The sequence below is a fragment of the Leeuwenhoekiella parthenopeia genome (assembly GCF_020782115.1).
GTDB classification, from domain to species: Bacteria; Bacteroidota; Bacteroidia; order Flavobacteriales; family Flavobacteriaceae; genus Leeuwenhoekiella; species Leeuwenhoekiella parthenopeia.
Map to the genome: position 1 here is coordinate 234,937 of NZ_JAJGMW010000004.1, position 15,491 is coordinate 250,427.

15 protein-coding genes are annotated in these 15,491 nt (G+C 45.6%); 10 read left to right on the forward strand and 5 right to left on the reverse strand.

Translation table 11 applies throughout. From position 1 onward, the window contains the following. The first annotated feature begins 19 nt into the window (after window positions 1-19). From ccoS to LLW17_RS04995, 8 genes are read left to right on the forward strand one after another with little or no spacing between them, the layout of a single operon-like run. Window positions 20-235 carry a cbb3-type cytochrome oxidase assembly protein CcoS gene (gene ccoS, locus LLW17_RS04960; protein ID WP_228229157.1) on the forward strand — a complete coding sequence of 72 codons (216 nt, stop codon included), beginning with the start codon at window positions 20-22 and terminating at the stop codon, window positions 233-235. 2 nt (window positions 236-237) lie between these two features. Beyond that, on the forward strand, window positions 238-2,442 hold the full coding sequence (gene ccoN, locus LLW17_RS04965) for a cytochrome-c oxidase, cbb3-type subunit I (RefSeq protein WP_228229158.1): 2,205 nt from the start codon (window positions 238-240) through the stop codon (window positions 2,440-2,442). A gap of 2 nt (window positions 2,443-2,444) precedes the next feature. Further along, window positions 2,445-2,636, forward strand: coding sequence for a CcoQ/FixQ family Cbb3-type cytochrome c oxidase assembly chaperone (locus LLW17_RS04970; protein WP_228229159.1), 192 nt, complete (start codon window positions 2,445-2,447; stop codon window positions 2,634-2,636). Continuing rightward, window positions 2,633-3,616 carry a cbb3-type cytochrome c oxidase N-terminal domain-containing protein gene (locus LLW17_RS04975; protein WP_228229160.1) on the forward strand — a complete coding sequence of 328 codons (984 nt, stop codon included), beginning with the start codon at window positions 2,633-2,635 and terminating at the stop codon, window positions 3,614-3,616. The genes LLW17_RS04970 and LLW17_RS04975 overlap by 4 nt, the downstream gene beginning before the upstream one ends. A 5-nt stretch (window positions 3,617-3,621) precedes the next feature. Next, complete coding sequence (ccoG, locus tag LLW17_RS04980) at window positions 3,622-5,043, forward strand: cytochrome c oxidase accessory protein CcoG (protein ID WP_228229161.1); 1,422 nt, start codon at window positions 3,622-3,624, stop codon at window positions 5,041-5,043. A gap of 7 nt (window positions 5,044-5,050) precedes the next feature. Next, window positions 5,051-5,200: a hypothetical protein gene (locus LLW17_RS04985; RefSeq protein WP_228229162.1), complete on the forward strand. Its 150-nt coding sequence runs from the start codon at window positions 5,051-5,053 to the stop codon at window positions 5,198-5,200. 46 nt (window positions 5,201-5,246) lie between these two features. Beyond that, window positions 5,247-5,693 carry a FixH family protein gene (locus tag LLW17_RS04990; RefSeq protein WP_228229163.1) on the forward strand — a complete coding sequence of 149 codons (447 nt, stop codon included), beginning with the start codon at window positions 5,247-5,249 and terminating at the stop codon, window positions 5,691-5,693. 2 nt (window positions 5,694-5,695) lie between these two features. Beyond that, window positions 5,696-6,403, forward strand: a complete 708-nt coding sequence (locus LLW17_RS04995) for a sulfite exporter TauE/SafE family protein (RefSeq protein ID WP_228229164.1) — start codon at window positions 5,696-5,698, stop codon at window positions 6,401-6,403. A gap of 944 nt (window positions 6,404-7,347) precedes the next feature. Here the strand turns inward: LLW17_RS04995 and LLW17_RS05000 are convergent. From LLW17_RS05000 to LLW17_RS05015, 4 genes are all read right to left on the reverse strand, one after another. Then, on the reverse strand, window positions 7,348-7,641 hold the full coding sequence (locus tag LLW17_RS05000; RefSeq protein ID WP_228229165.1) for a type II toxin-antitoxin system RelE/ParE family toxin: 294 nt from the start codon (window positions 7,639-7,641) through the stop codon (window positions 7,348-7,350). Further along, window positions 7,628-7,870 (reverse strand): type II toxin-antitoxin system ParD family antitoxin, encoded by a 243-nt coding sequence (locus LLW17_RS05005; RefSeq protein ID WP_228229166.1) that lies wholly within the window; start codon window positions 7,868-7,870, stop codon window positions 7,628-7,630. Before LLW17_RS05005 ends, LLW17_RS05000 begins: the two co-directional genes overlap by 14 nt. 778 nt (window positions 7,871-8,648) lie before the next feature. Beyond that, on the reverse strand, window positions 8,649-10,016 hold the full coding sequence (gene hemN / locus LLW17_RS05010) for an oxygen-independent coproporphyrinogen III oxidase (RefSeq protein ID WP_228229167.1): 1,368 nt from the start codon (window positions 10,014-10,016) through the stop codon (window positions 8,649-8,651). 207 nt (window positions 10,017-10,223) lie between these two features. Continuing rightward, window positions 10,224-10,508 carry a hypothetical protein gene (locus LLW17_RS05015; RefSeq protein WP_228229168.1) on the reverse strand — a complete coding sequence of 95 codons (285 nt, stop codon included), beginning with the start codon at window positions 10,506-10,508 and terminating at the stop codon, window positions 10,224-10,226. 2,377 nt (window positions 10,509-12,885) lie between these two features. Between LLW17_RS05015 and msrA the strand changes: the two genes are divergently transcribed. Together msrA and LLW17_RS05025 are read left to right on the forward strand one after the other, a co-directional pair. Beyond that, window positions 12,886-13,587 (forward strand): peptide-methionine (S)-S-oxide reductase MsrA, encoded by a 702-nt coding sequence (gene msrA / locus LLW17_RS05020; protein WP_228229169.1) that lies wholly within the window; start codon window positions 12,886-12,888, stop codon window positions 13,585-13,587. A 146-nt stretch (window positions 13,588-13,733) separates the two neighbouring features. Then, on the forward strand, window positions 13,734-14,969 hold the full coding sequence (locus LLW17_RS05025) for an MFS transporter (RefSeq protein ID WP_228229170.1): 1,236 nt from the start codon (window positions 13,734-13,736) through the stop codon (window positions 14,967-14,969). Between the two features lie 106 nt (window positions 14,970-15,075). Here the strand turns inward: LLW17_RS05025 and LLW17_RS05030 are convergent, their stop codons facing one another. Continuing rightward, window positions 15,076-15,360, reverse strand: a complete 285-nt coding sequence (locus LLW17_RS05030) for a hypothetical protein (protein ID WP_228229171.1) — start codon at window positions 15,358-15,360, stop codon at window positions 15,076-15,078. Window positions 15,361-15,491 lie beyond the last annotated feature (131 nt).

The following is a 15,491-nucleotide window of genomic DNA, read 5'->3' on the forward strand; positions in this document are numbered from 1 at the left end:
CAACCAAATTCAGGTAGGTATGAGTATCATTTATATGCTTCTCGCGATAAGCGTGGTTGTGGCTTTAGTCTTCTTTGCGGCATTTATTTTCTCGGTGCGCAAGGGACAGTACGATGACACCTATACCCCTTCGGTACGTATGCTGTTTGAAGACGAACTCGTGAAAAACACAGGGTCTTCCGCAGACAAAAACCAACAATCCATTACCAATCATTCAGATCGCAAATCGAAGTAATTATGCAAACAGAACAGTTTTATTACGACAACAAAATCGTAAGAAAGTTTATCATCGCCACCCTGTTTTGGGGGCTCATCGGGATGAGCTTGGGCTTGCTGCTGGCCTTTATGTTTTTATTTCCCAACATCACAGACGGCATCTCGTGGCTGAGTTTTGGCCGCCTGCGTCCGCTACACACCAATGCGGTGATTTTTGCTTTTGTGGGGAACGCCATTTATGCCGGGGTGTATTACTCGTCACAGCGCCTGCTTAAAGCCCGTATGTGGAAAGACTGGCTGAGCAACTTCAACTTTTGGGGCTGGCAGGCGATTATTGTCGCCGCAGCCATCACACTGCCGCTGGGCTACACCACTTCTAAAGAATATGCAGAGCTCGAGTGGCCTATAGACATTATGATCGCGCTGGTTTGGGTGGCTTTTGGAGCCAACCTCATCGGTACCATCCTCAAACGCAGACAGCGCCATCTCTATGTGGCCATTTGGTTTTACCTGGGCACTTTTGTGACGGTGGCCGTGCTTCATATTGTAAACAGTATCGAGCTGCCCATAAGCGCGCTTAAAAGTTATTCGTATTACGCCGGGGTGCAGGATGCGCTGGTACAATGGTGGTACGGGCACAACGCGGTGGCATTTTTCCTGACCACTCCGTTTCTGGGTCTGATGTACTACTTTGTACCCAAAGCCGCCAACCGGCCTATCTACTCCTACCGACTCTCGATTGTACACTTTTGGTCGCTGATTTTCATTTACATCTGGGCAGGGCCGCACCACTTGCTGTACACCGCACTGCCCGGCTGGGCGCAAAACCTGGGAGTTGCCTTTTCCGTGATGCTGATCGCGCCATCCTGGGGTGGTATGATCAACGGCCTGCTTACCCTGCGTGGCGCCTGGGATAAGGTACGTACCGATCCGGTTTTGAAATTTATGGTGGTTGCCATTACCGGTTATGGGATGGCCACCTTTGAAGGGCCGATGCTTTCGCTTAAAAATGTAAATGCCATTGCGCACTTCAGCGACTGGATCATCGCACACGTGCACGTAGGCGCCTTGGCGTGGAATGGCTTCCTGACTTTTGGGATGGTCTACTGGATGGTGCCGCGATTATTCAAAACGCAGCTTTGGTCTACCAAACTCGCGAACGTACACTTCTGGGTAGGTACTTTGGGAATCATTATGTACGCGCTGCCTATGTATGTGGCCGGTTTTGTACAGGCTTCAATGTGGAAACAATTCAATCCTGACGGAACCCTTACCTACGGAAACTTTCTGGAGACTTTAACCGAAATCATCCCGATGTACTGGATGCGGGCTATAGGTGGTTCGCTATACATCCTGGGTGCCTTTGTGATGCTCTATAATATTATTAAAACTATAAGAAGCGGAAGCAAAGTGACCGACGAACTCGCCGAAGCTGCACCGCTTAGCCCCGTGACCCCCAAACGTACCGCAAAAGAAGGCTACCATACCTGGCTGGAGCGTCGCCCGGTTCAACTCACCATCTTCGCCACCATTGCTATTTTGATTGGCGGTATGGTGCAGATCATTCCGTCACTGATTGTAGATGATTATGTACCCGTGATTTCTACGGTAAAACCCTACACCCCACTGGAGCTTGAAGGGCGTGACCTCTACATCCGCGAAGGTTGTGTGGGCTGCCACTCACAGATGATCAGACCCTTCCGCAGTGAAGTAGAGCGTTACGGCGAGTACTCCAAGTCGGGCGAGTATGTCTACGATCATCCCTTCCTCTGGGGAAGCAAGCGCACGGGACCTGATTTATTTCGCGTAGGCGGAAAATATTCAGACAACTGGCACCTCAACCATATGTATGATCCGCAGAGTACCTCAGCCGGTTCAATTATGCCGTCTTACAGTTGGTTGATACGCAGCGAACTCGATAAGTCACAGACCGAAGACAAGATGAAAGCGATGAAGCAACTGGGCGTACCCTATACGGTTGAAGATATTGAGCGCGCCCAGCAATGGATGAGCGAACAGGGCGAACAGATTGAAAAAAATCTGTATGCCGACCCCGATTTTGCCAAAACCTATGAAGCCGATAAAAAAGCTGCTGCTCAAAACGGAGCTGATTTTGTCGAAATGCGCAACCGCGAGATCGTCGCGCTTATCGCCTACCTGCAACGCCTGGGAACCGATATCAAGATTAAAACCGGTGCCGAAAATTCAACCGCAAAAACCGAATAACCATGCTCAAATTTGTCAAACAAAATCTGGAAAACATAGACGGGGTGGCCATCTATCCCATCATCTCCCTGCTCATTTTCTTTGTGTTTTTTGTTGCCCTGTTTGCCTGGGTGATCACCGCAAAGAAGCATTATTTACAGGAAGTGAGTGCGCTTCCGCTTGAAGAAGACCTTTTAACACCAGACCAGCCATGAGAAGTATCGCATCTATACTACGCATTTTAGCTTTTGCGGGCTTTGCCTACCTCTTTCTAAATTATGTGGGTACACCCGAAAATGAAGCTTCGGTATTTACCACCCAAAACTGGCTCTGGGCCATCTATGCCGTGCTCGTCTTTATGTACATCGCTTTTGAGATTTGTATTGAAAGCTTACGCGCCGTCCTCTTTAAGTCCCTAAAGCCGGAAGCCCAGGAACAGTACCAGGCTGAAGTTGAAGCCAAAAAAAGACGCATGGCGTCCTGGTTTAAAGGCCTGTACGGTAAACTCTGGAAAGCAAAGCCTGTAGAGCAGGAAGAAGAAATCTTGCTGGACCATAATTATGACGGTATCAAAGAACTCGACAACCGTCTGCCACCCTGGTGGGTGTATGGCTTTTACGCTACTATTCTGTTTGCAGCGGTGTATTTGTTACGCTTTGAAGTCTTTGGCGATTACGACCAGATCGATGAGTATGAGCAGGCAGTCGCGCAGGCTAAACTGGATCTGGAAGAATACAAAAAAACCGCTAAGGATCTGGTAGATGCCAACACCGTAGAGCTGCTTACCGATGCAAGCGATATCAAAGCAGGAGAAGTCCTTTTTACCGGGAATTGCATCGCCTGTCACAAAGCAGGCGGCGCGGGCGGAATTGGCCCCAACCTCACCGATGACTACTGGATTCTGGGTGGCGGTATCAAAAATGTCTTTCACACCATCGCCGAAGGAGGACGCGCCGGAAAAGGCATGATCTCCTGGAAAACCGACCTGAAACCCGGTGAAATCGCGCAGGTAGCCAGCTACGTATTGAGCCTGCACGGCACCAACCCGGCAGATGCCAAAGAACCGGAAGGAGAAATCTGGATTGATGAAAACGCGCCCGTAGAAGCAGTGCAGGTACAGCAGGATTCTACCGGTATTGAGGTGATTTTAGAACAGGAACCGGTGATCGATGACATCATCACAAACGAAAATTAATAACCATGGCCGCTCAGGATCAGGAACATTTTAGGGACAGCATAGGCACCATCAACGATGCGGGCAAACGCGCGTGGGTGTATCCTAAAAAACCGGTGGGCAAACTCTACGAGTACCGCAAACTGGTGAGCTATGCGCTGCTGCTCTTTTTATTCGGTGCGCCGTTTGTACACATCAACGGCAACCAGTTTCTGATGTTCAATGTGCTGGAGCGTAGGTTTAATATTTTCGGCTTTCCGTTCTGGCCGCAGGATTTTCACCTCTTTGTGATGATGATGATCATCGGGGTGGTCTTTGTAGTGCTGTTTACGGTTGCTTTTGGCCGAATCTTTTGCGGGTGGATTTGCCCTCAGACCATATTTATGGAAATGGTCTTCCGCAGGATTGAATACTGGATTGATGGTGACCGCGGGAAACAAATACGCCTAAACAACATGCCCTGGAATGCCGAAAAAATACGGAAGCGTCTGCTGAAATGGTCGGTCTTTTTTGTGATCTCGTTTCTCATTGCCAATGTGTTTCTGGCCTATCTCATAGGCAGCGAGCGCCTGCTGCAGTACATCACCGACGGCCCGGCAAACCACGTAAGCACGCTTATCTCGCTGCTCATTTTCACCGGCGTGTTTTACTTTGTTTTCGCCTGGTTTCGCGAGCAGGTGTGTATCATCGTGTGTCCCTACGGCAGGTTGCAGGGCGTTTTGCTCGACACCAAATCTATCTTGGTGGCTTACGATTACAAACGCGGCGAGAAAGAAGCCGGCAGAGCCAAATTTAAAAAGACTGAAGACCGCGAAGCAACAGGCAAGGGGGATTGCATCGACTGCTTTCAGTGCGTAAATGTGTGCCCCACCGGGATTGACATCCGCAACGGCACCCAGCTGGAATGTGTAAACTGCACCGCCTGTATTGACGCCTGCAACCAGATGATGGAGGCGGTAAACCTGCCCAAGGATTTGATTCGCTATGCCAGTGAAGAGAACATTGAGAAGAAGACGAAGTTTCAGTTTACTCCGCGTCTTAAAGGCTATACCGCCGTACTGATCATTCTAATTGGCGTATTAAGTGGGATGCTCTTTTTACGCAATGATGTGGAAGCAAACGTGCTGCGCCTGCCGGGTCAGCTCTATGAGCACAAAGCCGAAGATATCATCAGCAATGTGTACACCTTTAAGCTCATCAATAAAACCACGCGAAAAATTGAAAACGTGCACTTTGAGCTGATTTCGCATAGCGGAAGTATTAAAGTGGTGTCGCAGGAAACACTTGAAGTACCGGCACAGGGACTTGCGGAAGGCACGCTTTTTATAGAAGTGAAAAGCGCTGATCTGGAAGGCGAAAAAGAACAATTAAAAATAGGGGTTTACAGCGGTGAACGGCTCATAGAGACCACCCGCACCATCTTTCTGGGGCCCCGAAGCTATAACTGATACGATCATGGAAACTACAAAGAAACACAACTGCTGCCTGGGCTGTCAAAACGGAAAACCCGGTCAGAACCAGCATTGCAGGGTACGCCTGTTTAAAGAAGAGCAAAAACAGAAAAAAGCCCTGAGTCAGGATGAATTGGCTAAAAAATATAATTAACCCCCGGCGGGGAAGGTTTTCATTTAAAAAATTAAAACACATCACTATGAAATTCAATTGGGGAACCGGGCTCGTCATCGGTATGCTAAGCTTTATGAGCTTTATCCTGTACTTTGTAATCACGATGTCTACAGACCAGAAATACAGCTATGATCTGGTTATCGAAGACTATTACAAGCACGAGATGAACCTGCAGGGCGCCATAGACGCCACCGAAAACAGCAATCAGCTCGAAACACCGGTAACCGGTACCAAAACCGAAGCGGGTTACCTCATTGCTTTTCCTGAAAATTTAGATCCTAAAGCCATTACCGGCTCAGTGTTCCTGTATAGACCGTCTGCCCGGCAACTTGATTTTGACATGCCTATACGCCTGTCATCTTCTAATTTGCTCATACCTGACAAACGCCTGGTTGGCGGTCGCTGGAACATTACCATTACCTGGGAATACGAAGGTAAAAACTACCGCTTTGAGGATGAAATAACCTATTGATTATGATCGCAACGGCACTTCTTTTCGGACTTTTGGGCAGTTTGCATTGCGTGGGCATGTGTGGGCCTATCGCGTTTTTGATGCCGGTAGATCACCGGAATCCGCTGAAAAAGTTCTTTCAAATACTCAGCTACCACAGCGGGCGGCTGCTTACCTATGCGCTTATTGGCTTTCTGTTTGGAGCCGTGGGAGAGCGTTTAAACCTCTTTGGCTTACAGCAGCAACTTTCTATCGCCGTAGGTGCCCTGATGATTACCGCGGTGGTAATCCCTTCCCGAATCTTTAACCGCTACAACCTGTCAAAACCTGCGTACAAACTGGTGGGACGTATCAAATCGGCCTTGGGTCAGCAGCTTAAAAGCAAACGCAAAAGCACCTTTTTTACCCTGGGCTTATTAAACGGTCTACTCCCCTGCGGACTCGTGTATATGGCGGTGTTTGGAGCTTTGGGCACCGGCGGCGCATTCCACGGAAGCCTGTATATGCTGCTCTTTGGATTAGGCACCGTACCCCTGATGACTTCAGCCCTCTATCTGGGAAATTTTATAAAAGGCAAAGCCAAAAAACAAATTGTCAAGGTCATTCCTATTCTGGTGATCCTGATGGGTTTTTTGTTTATCCTCCGCGGTTTGGGCTTAGGTATTCCTTATGTTTCCCCTTCGGAAAAGGTTGCTGTGGCGCAGGTAGAGGCGAGGCAGAGTTGTCATTGAGAGATCGCCTCATCCCCCCGCCCTTCTCCCGCCGGAGAAGGGAGCCAATCCTAACTAGATTTTTGCTTTAAGACTAGGAAACAGTCTTCTTAGTCCTCTTTTTCTTCAGTATAGCAATGAGTCCCCGTTAAAAATTTTCGAAGCCTTGGAGAAAATTTAGGGGACTTATTGCGGTTTTGCCCCTAAGGGCAAAAATACCTAAGAAATAAGCCTGAGAATAATTACAATTGAAAACTCAAATTATCATAGGCACATTATATTTGACCAAAACCAATAGGAGATACAGATAAAAAAGGCTCTTTTCTTTTGGCTAGGCCTGCCCTGAGCGGAGTCGATGGGTTTCTTTGGAGAAGCAAACCGAGGTACAAGGTTCACGAGGTCCATAACCAATAAGCGACAGCGAGCTAAAGAAAATGAACAGAGCATTCTAAAGAAACTCAAACATACAAATAGAAGATAGGGGATTCACTGTTCGCGAACGATTGGATCACGTGTAAGTCTTTCACTCATCCTTCGATTAGATGTCACTTCGAGTGGCTGGTGCATAGCGTTAGCGGAGCTTCAGGTATATAAAGAAGTCTGCTTAGTTGGGATGTTTATCGCTAACCGGGCTCCTCGATACAACCTTTGAAAGCCTGGACTCTCAGAAATTTAAGTTTTTCACTTCAAGCCATGTTCTGTCCCTTTTTTCCATCGATGAAAAAAGGAACCAAAAAAATCTAGGCTGACAAAGCTTTATCTAAATTTTTCATTCGCTCGCTAAATTTTAGAAACTCGCTTGATTATTCTCCTTAAAGATCAAAATACGTTTAACTCAAACAGTCTAAAATTTTTAACGCTCCCTCTTTTCAAATTTTACGATAAATCTTTGTAGGCCAGTACTGGCGTTTTAATTAGCTTTTTTTTAGAAACTGAATTAATTTTTATTCAAGACCTGTCGAAAACTAAAGGTGTAATTTAAAATCCATCCGCTTACCCAGTACCCGAACCACAAAAATCTCATTTTGGTCTTCGACTAAATAAAAAATGGTATGTCCTTTAAACTGATAAAAAAATATGCGCTCTGCTATAAATGATGCTTTTCTAAGAAGTTCTGGTCTGGTCGCAAGCATCAGAAAGGTTTCTTCGAGTTCGAGTAAATAGTTTCGCGCAGGTAAAGAACCAAAATGAGATACACCATATTTATAGATTTCAACTAAATCTTCTTCGGCTTTGGCAGAAAGCTTATAGCTCACCATTATCTACTTTGGCTATGATATCTTTTATTTTAAGGGGACTCACCCCACTTTTTAAGCCGTCTTGAATTGCCCTTTTAAGCTCCAAAAGTTCTTCCGTTTCTTCCTGATCCTTTCGTACCAAGTCCCGTATATACTCACTATCATTAGTAAAATCACCATTTTCAACTTTCATCTTTATCCAGCGATCCTGCTTTTCTGTAAAAGTTATTGATTTTCGAATCGTGTCCATAAACTTTACTTTTGGTGCGTATCTGCACGTTTTTACACCACTAAGTTACGGTTTTTTTAGTTATTCTAATCTTCACTGTTCTCGTGCGATTGCATCGCGTTCAAGTCTTTCCCTCATCCTTCGCTTAGATGTCACTTCGAGTGGCTGAGGCATAGCGCTAGTGGAGCTTCAGGCGTATCGAGAAGTCTGCTTAGTTTATCATTTTTATTACTAACCGGGGTTCTCGATATAACCTTTAGAAGCTTGGTCTCACAAAAATTTAAGTTTTTCACTTCAAGCCATATTCTGTCCCTTTTTTCCATCGATGAAAAAAGGAACCAAAAAAATCTAGGCTGACAAAGCTTTATCTAAATTTATCATTCGCTCGCTAAATTTTAGAAACTCGCTTGATTATTCTCCTTAAAGATCAAAATACGTTTAACTCAAACAGTCTAAAATTTTTAACGCTCCCTCTTTTCAAATTTTACGATAAATATTTGTAGGCCGGTACTGGCGTTTTAATTGACCTTTTTACTCAAAACCTAAATTACTTTTCCATATCACAATCCTAAACGAATATTTTGTTCAGAATACTAAATCTGATTTGTTAGTCCTGTTTTTCTTCAGTATTGCAGTAAAAGGCTCTTTTCTTTAGGTAAGCTTGTCCTAAGCGCAGTCGAAGGATTTTTTTTGAAGCAAACTGCCGCTTTTAATCCCTTTGGCGGTGCCAAAAAACCCGCCAAAAAGCTGATAAATCAGCATTCAGGCGGGTTACCAACCAAATTGAGTCTAGGGACCCTTAAACAGTCATAGAAAAAAGTTTGGTTTCGGGTTTATTGCGTTGCAGGCGCAGGTCAAAAGCCAGGCAGATGTTGCGTACAAAGGCTTTTCCCTTTTCGGTGACGCGCAAACCATTCAGTCTAAATTCCAGCAAACCGTCTGCTTCAAGTTCGCCAAGACGAATCAAGGTTTCGGCCAGACCATCGAAGCAGAGTTCGGGGGCATCCCAGCGGGTTTCAAAACGACACATCAGGTTGAGAATATGCTTTCGGATCACCAGATCTTCTTCGGTTAAAATATGCCCGCGGTACACCGGCAGAATATTATTCTCGAGCAGGTGATAGTATTCGCTCAGCCCTTTGACGTTTTGGGCGAAACTGTACCAGCTGTCGCTGATGGCCGACACGCCCAGCCCCAGCATCACCTTGGTTTTAGAAGCATTATACCCCATAAAATTGCGGTGCAGACGCCCTTCCTGCTGGGCGTAATACAAATCGTCTGTGGGTAAGGCGAAATGATCCATGCCGATTTCGACATAACCGGCTTCGAGTAGTAAACGCTTTCCGCTCTCATACTGCTCCCGCTTTGCTTCGGGCGTGGGCAGGTTGGCCTCATCGTAGCCCCGCTGGCCATTCCCTTTAATCCATGGCACGTGCGCATAGCTGTAAAAGGCAATTCGGTCCGGAAACAACTGAATGGTCTTTTCGATAGTATGCTTTACGTGATCAAGCGTTTGAAAGGGAAGTCCAAAAATGATGTCGTGCCCCACCGAAGTATAGCCCGCCCGGCGAGCCTGCCCGGTTGCCTGCTCCACATGCTCAAACGGCTGAATGCGGTTGATGGCCTTTTGCACCGTCTCGTTATAATCCTGCACGCCGTAGCAAACGCGTTTAAAACCCAAAGCCGCCAGGGTTTGGAGGTGTGCCAGCGTGGTATTGTTGGGATGACCCTCGAAGCTCATTTCACAACCCGGCGCGCGGTCTGCAACCTTAAAAATCCCGTCGATAAGCATCTTAAGGTTGTGTTCGGTAAAAAAGGTGGGGGTGCCCCCACCTAAATGCACCTGCTGTATGACCGGTCGCTCCCCTAAAAACGAACGGTACAGAGCAAGTTCTTTTAGCAGCGCGTTGATATACGGAGTCTCTACGCTGTGATTTTTGGTAATGCGTTTGGTACAGCCGCAAAAGGTGCACATCGACTCGCAAAAAGGCAGGTGAATGTACAGACTTATGCCTTCGGTCCTGTTACTCGCTTTAAAACTGTGCTTCAGCGTCTCTTTCCACAAAGCCAGGCTGAATTGCTCCCGATCCCAATAAGGCACCGTGGGATAACTTGTATAGCGCGGTCCGGGGACGTTGTATTTGGTAACCAAAGCCGTATCAATCATAATTTGTACTGTAAAAACGAGGCTGTCTAAAAAAGTAAGCTTAAGCTGTCAATCTGCCCTGATATTTCCGGGGGTCGAAGTTCTAGACTGCTGATAATCAAATAGTCTTCGACAGGCTCAGACTGACAGTCCAATACCGAATAACTTTTTCGACAACCTCGTATAATTAGACTTGAAAAAGGTCAATTAAAGCGGGGGTTGTTTCGGCTAGATAAGGAGTCCGCCAATGATTATAAGTACATTCAGCACGGTACTGAAAACCAAAAGTTTAAAGATCAGATCCGGTTTTTGTACGGTAAGGATCGAGGCGTTATGCATACTGCAAGCCACCACGCTGAGCATTACAAAAAACATCTGTACCAAACCGTGCCCGTGCATTAAGGTGGTCATCACCGCGGCAGAACCTAAACAGGTACTTAAAATAATCCCGATGGCGGAATAGCCGATGATGTTATGGGTAAAATCGTCCTGAAGTTTTGAAAAAGTGGTCATACCTGAAAAATTTTAATTACTATCAAATTACCCGGTAAAAGTACCGGGATGCTTCAGGGTATTTTATGACTTTTGTCAGGTTACGGTTTTTTTCTTTAGGTATTATTTTTAGAGTTCGTTGATCTCCTAACGTCGATTTGCGTAATTAGAGGTTCTATTGGTTCTTCCTTTCTTTTCTTTGCCTGTCCAAAGAAAAGAAACAAAAGAAAAGACACTTTTTCTTAGGTATTTTTGCCCTCAGGGGCAAAACCGCAATAAGTCCCCTAAATTTTCTCCAAGGCTTCGAAAATTTTTAACGGAAACTTATTACTATACTGAAGAAAAAGAGGACTAAAGAACAATAAATCTAAAACATTAGATTATTTGCCAGTTATTGGAAAATTGTAAGTCATTTAACCCTTCGGGTTTGATTATATCAAAGCTTTCATCTGAGTTAAAATCTTACTGCCTTTTCCTTTGGAGAAGGGCTGGGGATGAGGAGAACGAGGACTTATTGCTATACTGAAGAAAAAGAGGGCTAAAGAATAAAACTCTTAGTCCTAATTTCAAAGACGGCCTACAAGAAGATATCGTAAAATTTGAAGTGAGCGCAGCGTCGCAGGCGGTTCTGTTTGAGGACGCGATAGCGGACGAGTTAACCGCCTGCAGCGCAGTGAACGATAAATTTAGATATCGTCTTGTGAGCCTTGATCTTCCTGCCCGGCTGAATAGACGGGTTGGTTCTTTTGTATCAAGACAAAAGAACAGAAATGCTAATTGAAGGTATAGTTTTGTTTTAAGTACTGGTAAATCTCCTAACGTCGATTTATGTAATAAGAGGTCCTACAGTTTGTCCCTTTCTTTTCTTTGCCTGTCCAAAGAAAAGAAACAAAAGAAAAGACACTTTTTCTTAGGTATTTTTGCCCTCAGGGGCAAAACCGCAATAACTTCCCTAAATTTTCTCCAAGGCTTAGAAAATTTTTAACGGGAACTTATTGCTATACTGAAGAAAAAGAAGGCTAAAGAACAATAAATCTAAAACATTAGATTATTTGCCAGTTATTGGAAAATTGTAAGTCATTTAACCCTTCGGATTTGAATACTATAGATTTTAAATTTCTGAAAACAGTTACGATTAGGCTCCCTTCTCTCCCGAACCTTCGGGAGGAGAAGGGCTGGGGATGAGGAGAACGATAAATTTAGATATCGTCTTGTGAGCCTTGATCTTTTGGTTCTTTTGTATCAAGACAAAAGAACAGAAATGCTAATTGAAGTTATAGTTTTGTTTTAAGTACTGGTAAATCTCCTAACGTCGATTTGTGCAGGCAATATTACCATAGCATGTTCTGTTCATTTTCTTTGCTTCTCCAAAGAAAACGAACCAAAAGAAAAGAGCCCCTCGCTTAGGAATTTTTCGCCTCAGGGCGAAAACCGCCTTGTCAGCTCCGCGTCGCTAGCGCTCCTGTCCCTCGGAGCTGCCTGCGGCTATTCTGAACCGAGGGAGAGAAACTCGTTTAACCCTTCGGGTTTGATTATATCAAAGCTTTCTGAGTTAAAATCTGACTCCCTTTTCCTTTGGAGAAGGGCTGGGGATGAGGACAACGGGAACTTTTTGCTATACTGAAGAAAAAGAGGGCTAAAGAACAATAACTCTAAAACATTAGATTATTTGCCAGTCATTGGAAAAATGTAATCCGCTTAACCCTTCGGATTTGAATACTATAGATTTTAAATTTCTAAAAATAGTTAGGATTAGGCTCCCTTCTCCGGCGGGAGAAGGGCTGGGGATGAGGAGAACGATAAATTTAGATACCGTCTTGTCAGCCTAGCGTTTTTTGTTTCTTTTTTTTGGCAATGCAAACCGAGGCACGAGGTTCACGAGTTCCCATATAATACAAATGACACGAGCTAAAAAAGAAAAGAACATACTTCAAACTATAAATATCTATGGGAAATTGAAATGTCAAGGTACGCGATACAATCGCGCACGAACGGAGGCTTAACCCTTCGGGTTTGAATACTATAGATTTTAAATTTCTGAAAAAAGTTAGAATTAGGCTCCCTTCTCCGGCGGGAGAAGGGCTGGGGATGAGGACAACGGGGACTCATTGCTATACTGAAGAAAAAGAAGGCTAAAGAAGAATAACTCTAAAACATTAGATTATTTGCCCGTAATTAGGGAATAGGCATCCAAACCTCAAGGTGCGCGATACAATCGCGCACGAACGGAGGTCAAAACCCGAATCTACGGGCGCTGAGCGATTTAAAATTTTTAAGAAATACGGTCAAAAATTAGCAGCATCTTGTGAAAGTTTGGTCTTACTTTTGCGTCCTAGTAATCGAACTTTGTAAAACGAAAGACGTGAATTACAGATTGGATTACCAAGCCCCGATTTTTATGAAAAACAGAATCATTATAGCAGCCTTAATTGCGGGTACGCTGGCTTTGAGCCTCCTATTTAACGGGTGCGCCAATGCCAACCAAAACCGCGACAAAGCCCAGCTTACAGCGACAGCACCCGGTTCTGTGCAGGCCGATGCCCTTACAGACAAGCCGGGTCAGGAACAGGCCACCGCCTATTTTGCCAGCGGCTGTTTTTGGTGTGTGGAAGCCATATACGAAAGCGTAAATGGTGTGGAAGAAGCCGTTTCCGGGTATGCCGGCGGCCATACAAAAAACCCTACTTATGAGGAAAGCAACACCGGCCGCACCGGTCACGCCGAAGCGGTAAAGGTGATTTACGATCCCGCAAAAGTGAGTTTTAGCCAACTGGTAGATGTGTATTTTGGTTCGCAAGATCCTACGCAGGTAAATGGGCAGGGACCCGATCGCGGTTCGCAATACCGCTCGATTATTTTTTACCAGAATGAGGCCGAAAAAGCAATCATAGATCAAAAGAAAGCCGCTTTAGCCGAACAACTGGGCGAGCCGGTAGCTGCAGAGGTAGAACCTTTTGACGTATTCTGGGAGGCCGAAGCCTACCATCAAAACTACGAGGTACAGCACCCGGAAAATCCATACATCCAAAACGTATCTATCCCCCGCTTAAACCGCTTTAAAGCCAAATTCCCCGAACTTTTAAAAGCCAACACGCACTAAGCTAATGGCTATGAATAAGATAAAAAACCCTTTCAGCAATGAAGGGGCTTTTTATTTCAAAAAAGAACGGGCGCAGGGCGCAGATCCAAATAGTAAGGTAAACCCTTCCTGTAATCCTTTCCGTTTAAGACCTTAATTAAAAGCTTATGCACTTACGCGACGCTTCCCCCCAACGCAAAAAGATCGCAACGATACTCACCTTTCTGTCTATTCCCTTATCGGGGTTTATGACCGATATCTATTTACCCTCGTTTCCGGCGATGGCGCGCAACCTCAACGTTTCGGAACAAAGCATACAACTTACCCTTACCTGTTTTTTTCTGAGCTACGGTTTTTCGCAATTGCTGGTGGGGCCGGTTATCGACCAGGTGGGGCGTCGCAAGCCCGTACTCTTTTCGCTAATCATCCTCCTGCTGAGCAGTCTCGCGGTCACCTTTACCGGCGAAGTACTGGTTATCAACCTGCTGCGCATTGTACAGGGAATCGCCACCGCTTTTATTGTGGTGGCTAAACGGGCGTATTTTGTAGACCTCTACGACGACCGGGAGCGGAAACACTACCTGAGTTACTTTACCATCGTCTGGAGCTGTGGCCCCATCATCGCGCCTTTTCTGGGTGGCTTTCTGGAAGAACACCTGGGCTGGCAGGCCAACTTTTACTTTCTCACCATCTACGCGGCGATCCTGTTTGCGGGCGAACTCGTTTTTAGCGGCGAAACCATTCGCAACTTTAAGAAACTGCGCCTGAAGAAAACCGGCCTGCTCTACCTGGCTATGTTGAAAAATCCCGGCTTTATCCTAGGGGTTTGGGTATTGGGCTGCGCCTACTCGGTCGTGATGGTGTTTAACATCGCGGGGCCTTTTGTGGTAGAGCAACACTTTAACTACACCGCCGTGATCATCGGCTATTGTACGCTCGTGCTGGGCTTTGCCTGGATGATAGGCGGTATTTTAAGCAAACGCTATACCTCGACTAATTTTATTCAAAAAATACGTACGGTAACGCTTATACAGTTGGTACTCATAGGCATTTTTATCGCGCTGGGCGGAATCGTGGACCATCTGGTATTGTTCGTAGGTTTTGCCTTTATCATTCACATCTGCTCGGGCTTTTTGTTTACCAACTACTTTACGCAAAACATGGTCTTCTTCCCCGGAAATGCCGGGATCGCAGGCGGACTTATGGGCGGTCTGCTCTACATCATCACCTCGATGGGGAGTTTTGCGATTTCGCACTCGGGAGACATTACCGATACCTTTGATATGGCCCTGCGGTATCTGATGATCGCCGTCCCGCTGGGTATGGTGGTCTTCTTTTCGCTACGCTATTTTAAAAAGCAGGATTTGAGGAAGCGTTCTTATAAGTTAAAAGGTAATGGGTAATGGGTGTACCTCCCTGATATAGGTTGACCACTTAAAAGTGAGAAGTTAAAGGTAAGAGGTAGAAGGCGGGATCATGATGACCGAAGTCTGAAAACAGTGCAGGTATTTATTCCTGTTTTCGAAGTTTTAAATCATTAGCCGAAAAAACCAGCTGATCGTCGTCAAGACCTACAAAACCCAGATATGCCTTGACCGCTCCTGATGGGGATTTGTACGCGATTTTCAAATTATACTCCATTTCCAGAGGCCCTACCTGCATAGAACCATAGGTATCCCAGGTACCGGCTACTTCCCGCGATTCCCCGGCATCCTGCACATACAATCGGGCTTTTTTATCGGCTAAGAGTTCCACGCAGGTAATGCCGGTGACCGAATCATCCTCGTCCGGCACTTCCTGTAAGCTTCCCTAGATTAGAACTGCTTAATTTTCCAAAACTTGTTTAAAATTATTGTTTTTCATTCTATTGGGGCTAGCCCCAATAGAATGAAGCTTTGCGTATTGCACCGGTGATATTTTACCCA

Coding starts and splice junctions, on each gene's coding strand:
- LLW17_RS05000 (WP_228229165.1), bottom strand. CDS start 7,641: ATGGTGAGCTATAAGCTTTCTGCCAAAGCCGAAGAAGATTTAGTTGAA.
- LLW17_RS04975 (WP_228229160.1), top strand. CDS start 2,633: ATGAGAAGTATCGCATCTATACTACGCATTTTAGCTTTTGCGGGCTTT.
- LLW17_RS05015 (WP_228229168.1), bottom strand. CDS start 10,508: ATGACCACTTTTTCAAAACTTCAGGACGATTTTACCCATAACATCATC.
- ccoG (WP_228229161.1), top strand. CDS start 3,622: ATGGCCGCTCAGGATCAGGAACATTTTAGGGACAGCATAGGCACCATC.
- hemN (WP_228229167.1), bottom strand. CDS start 10,016: ATGATTGATACGGCTTTGGTTACCAAATACAACGTCCCCGGACCGCGC.
- ccoN (WP_228229158.1), top strand. CDS start 238: ATGCAAACAGAACAGTTTTATTACGACAACAAAATCGTAAGAAAGTTT.
- LLW17_RS04985 (WP_228229162.1), top strand. CDS start 5,051: ATGGAAACTACAAAGAAACACAACTGCTGCCTGGGCTGTCAAAACGGA.
- msrA (WP_228229169.1), top strand. CDS start 12,886: ATGAAAAACAGAATCATTATAGCAGCCTTAATTGCGGGTACGCTGGCT.
- LLW17_RS04970 (WP_228229159.1), top strand. CDS start 2,445: ATGCTCAAATTTGTCAAACAAAATCTGGAAAACATAGACGGGGTGGCC.
- LLW17_RS04995 (WP_228229164.1), top strand. CDS start 5,696: ATGATCGCAACGGCACTTCTTTTCGGACTTTTGGGCAGTTTGCATTGC.
- LLW17_RS04990 (WP_228229163.1), top strand. CDS start 5,247: ATGAAATTCAATTGGGGAACCGGGCTCGTCATCGGTATGCTAAGCTTT.
- ccoS (WP_228229157.1), top strand. CDS start 20: ATGAGTATCATTTATATGCTTCTCGCGATAAGCGTGGTTGTGGCTTTA.
- LLW17_RS05005 (WP_228229166.1), bottom strand. CDS start 7,870: ATGGACACGATTCGAAAATCAATAACTTTTACAGAAAAGCAGGATCGC.
- LLW17_RS05025 (WP_228229170.1), top strand. CDS start 13,734: ATGCACTTACGCGACGCTTCCCCCCAACGCAAAAAGATCGCAACGATA.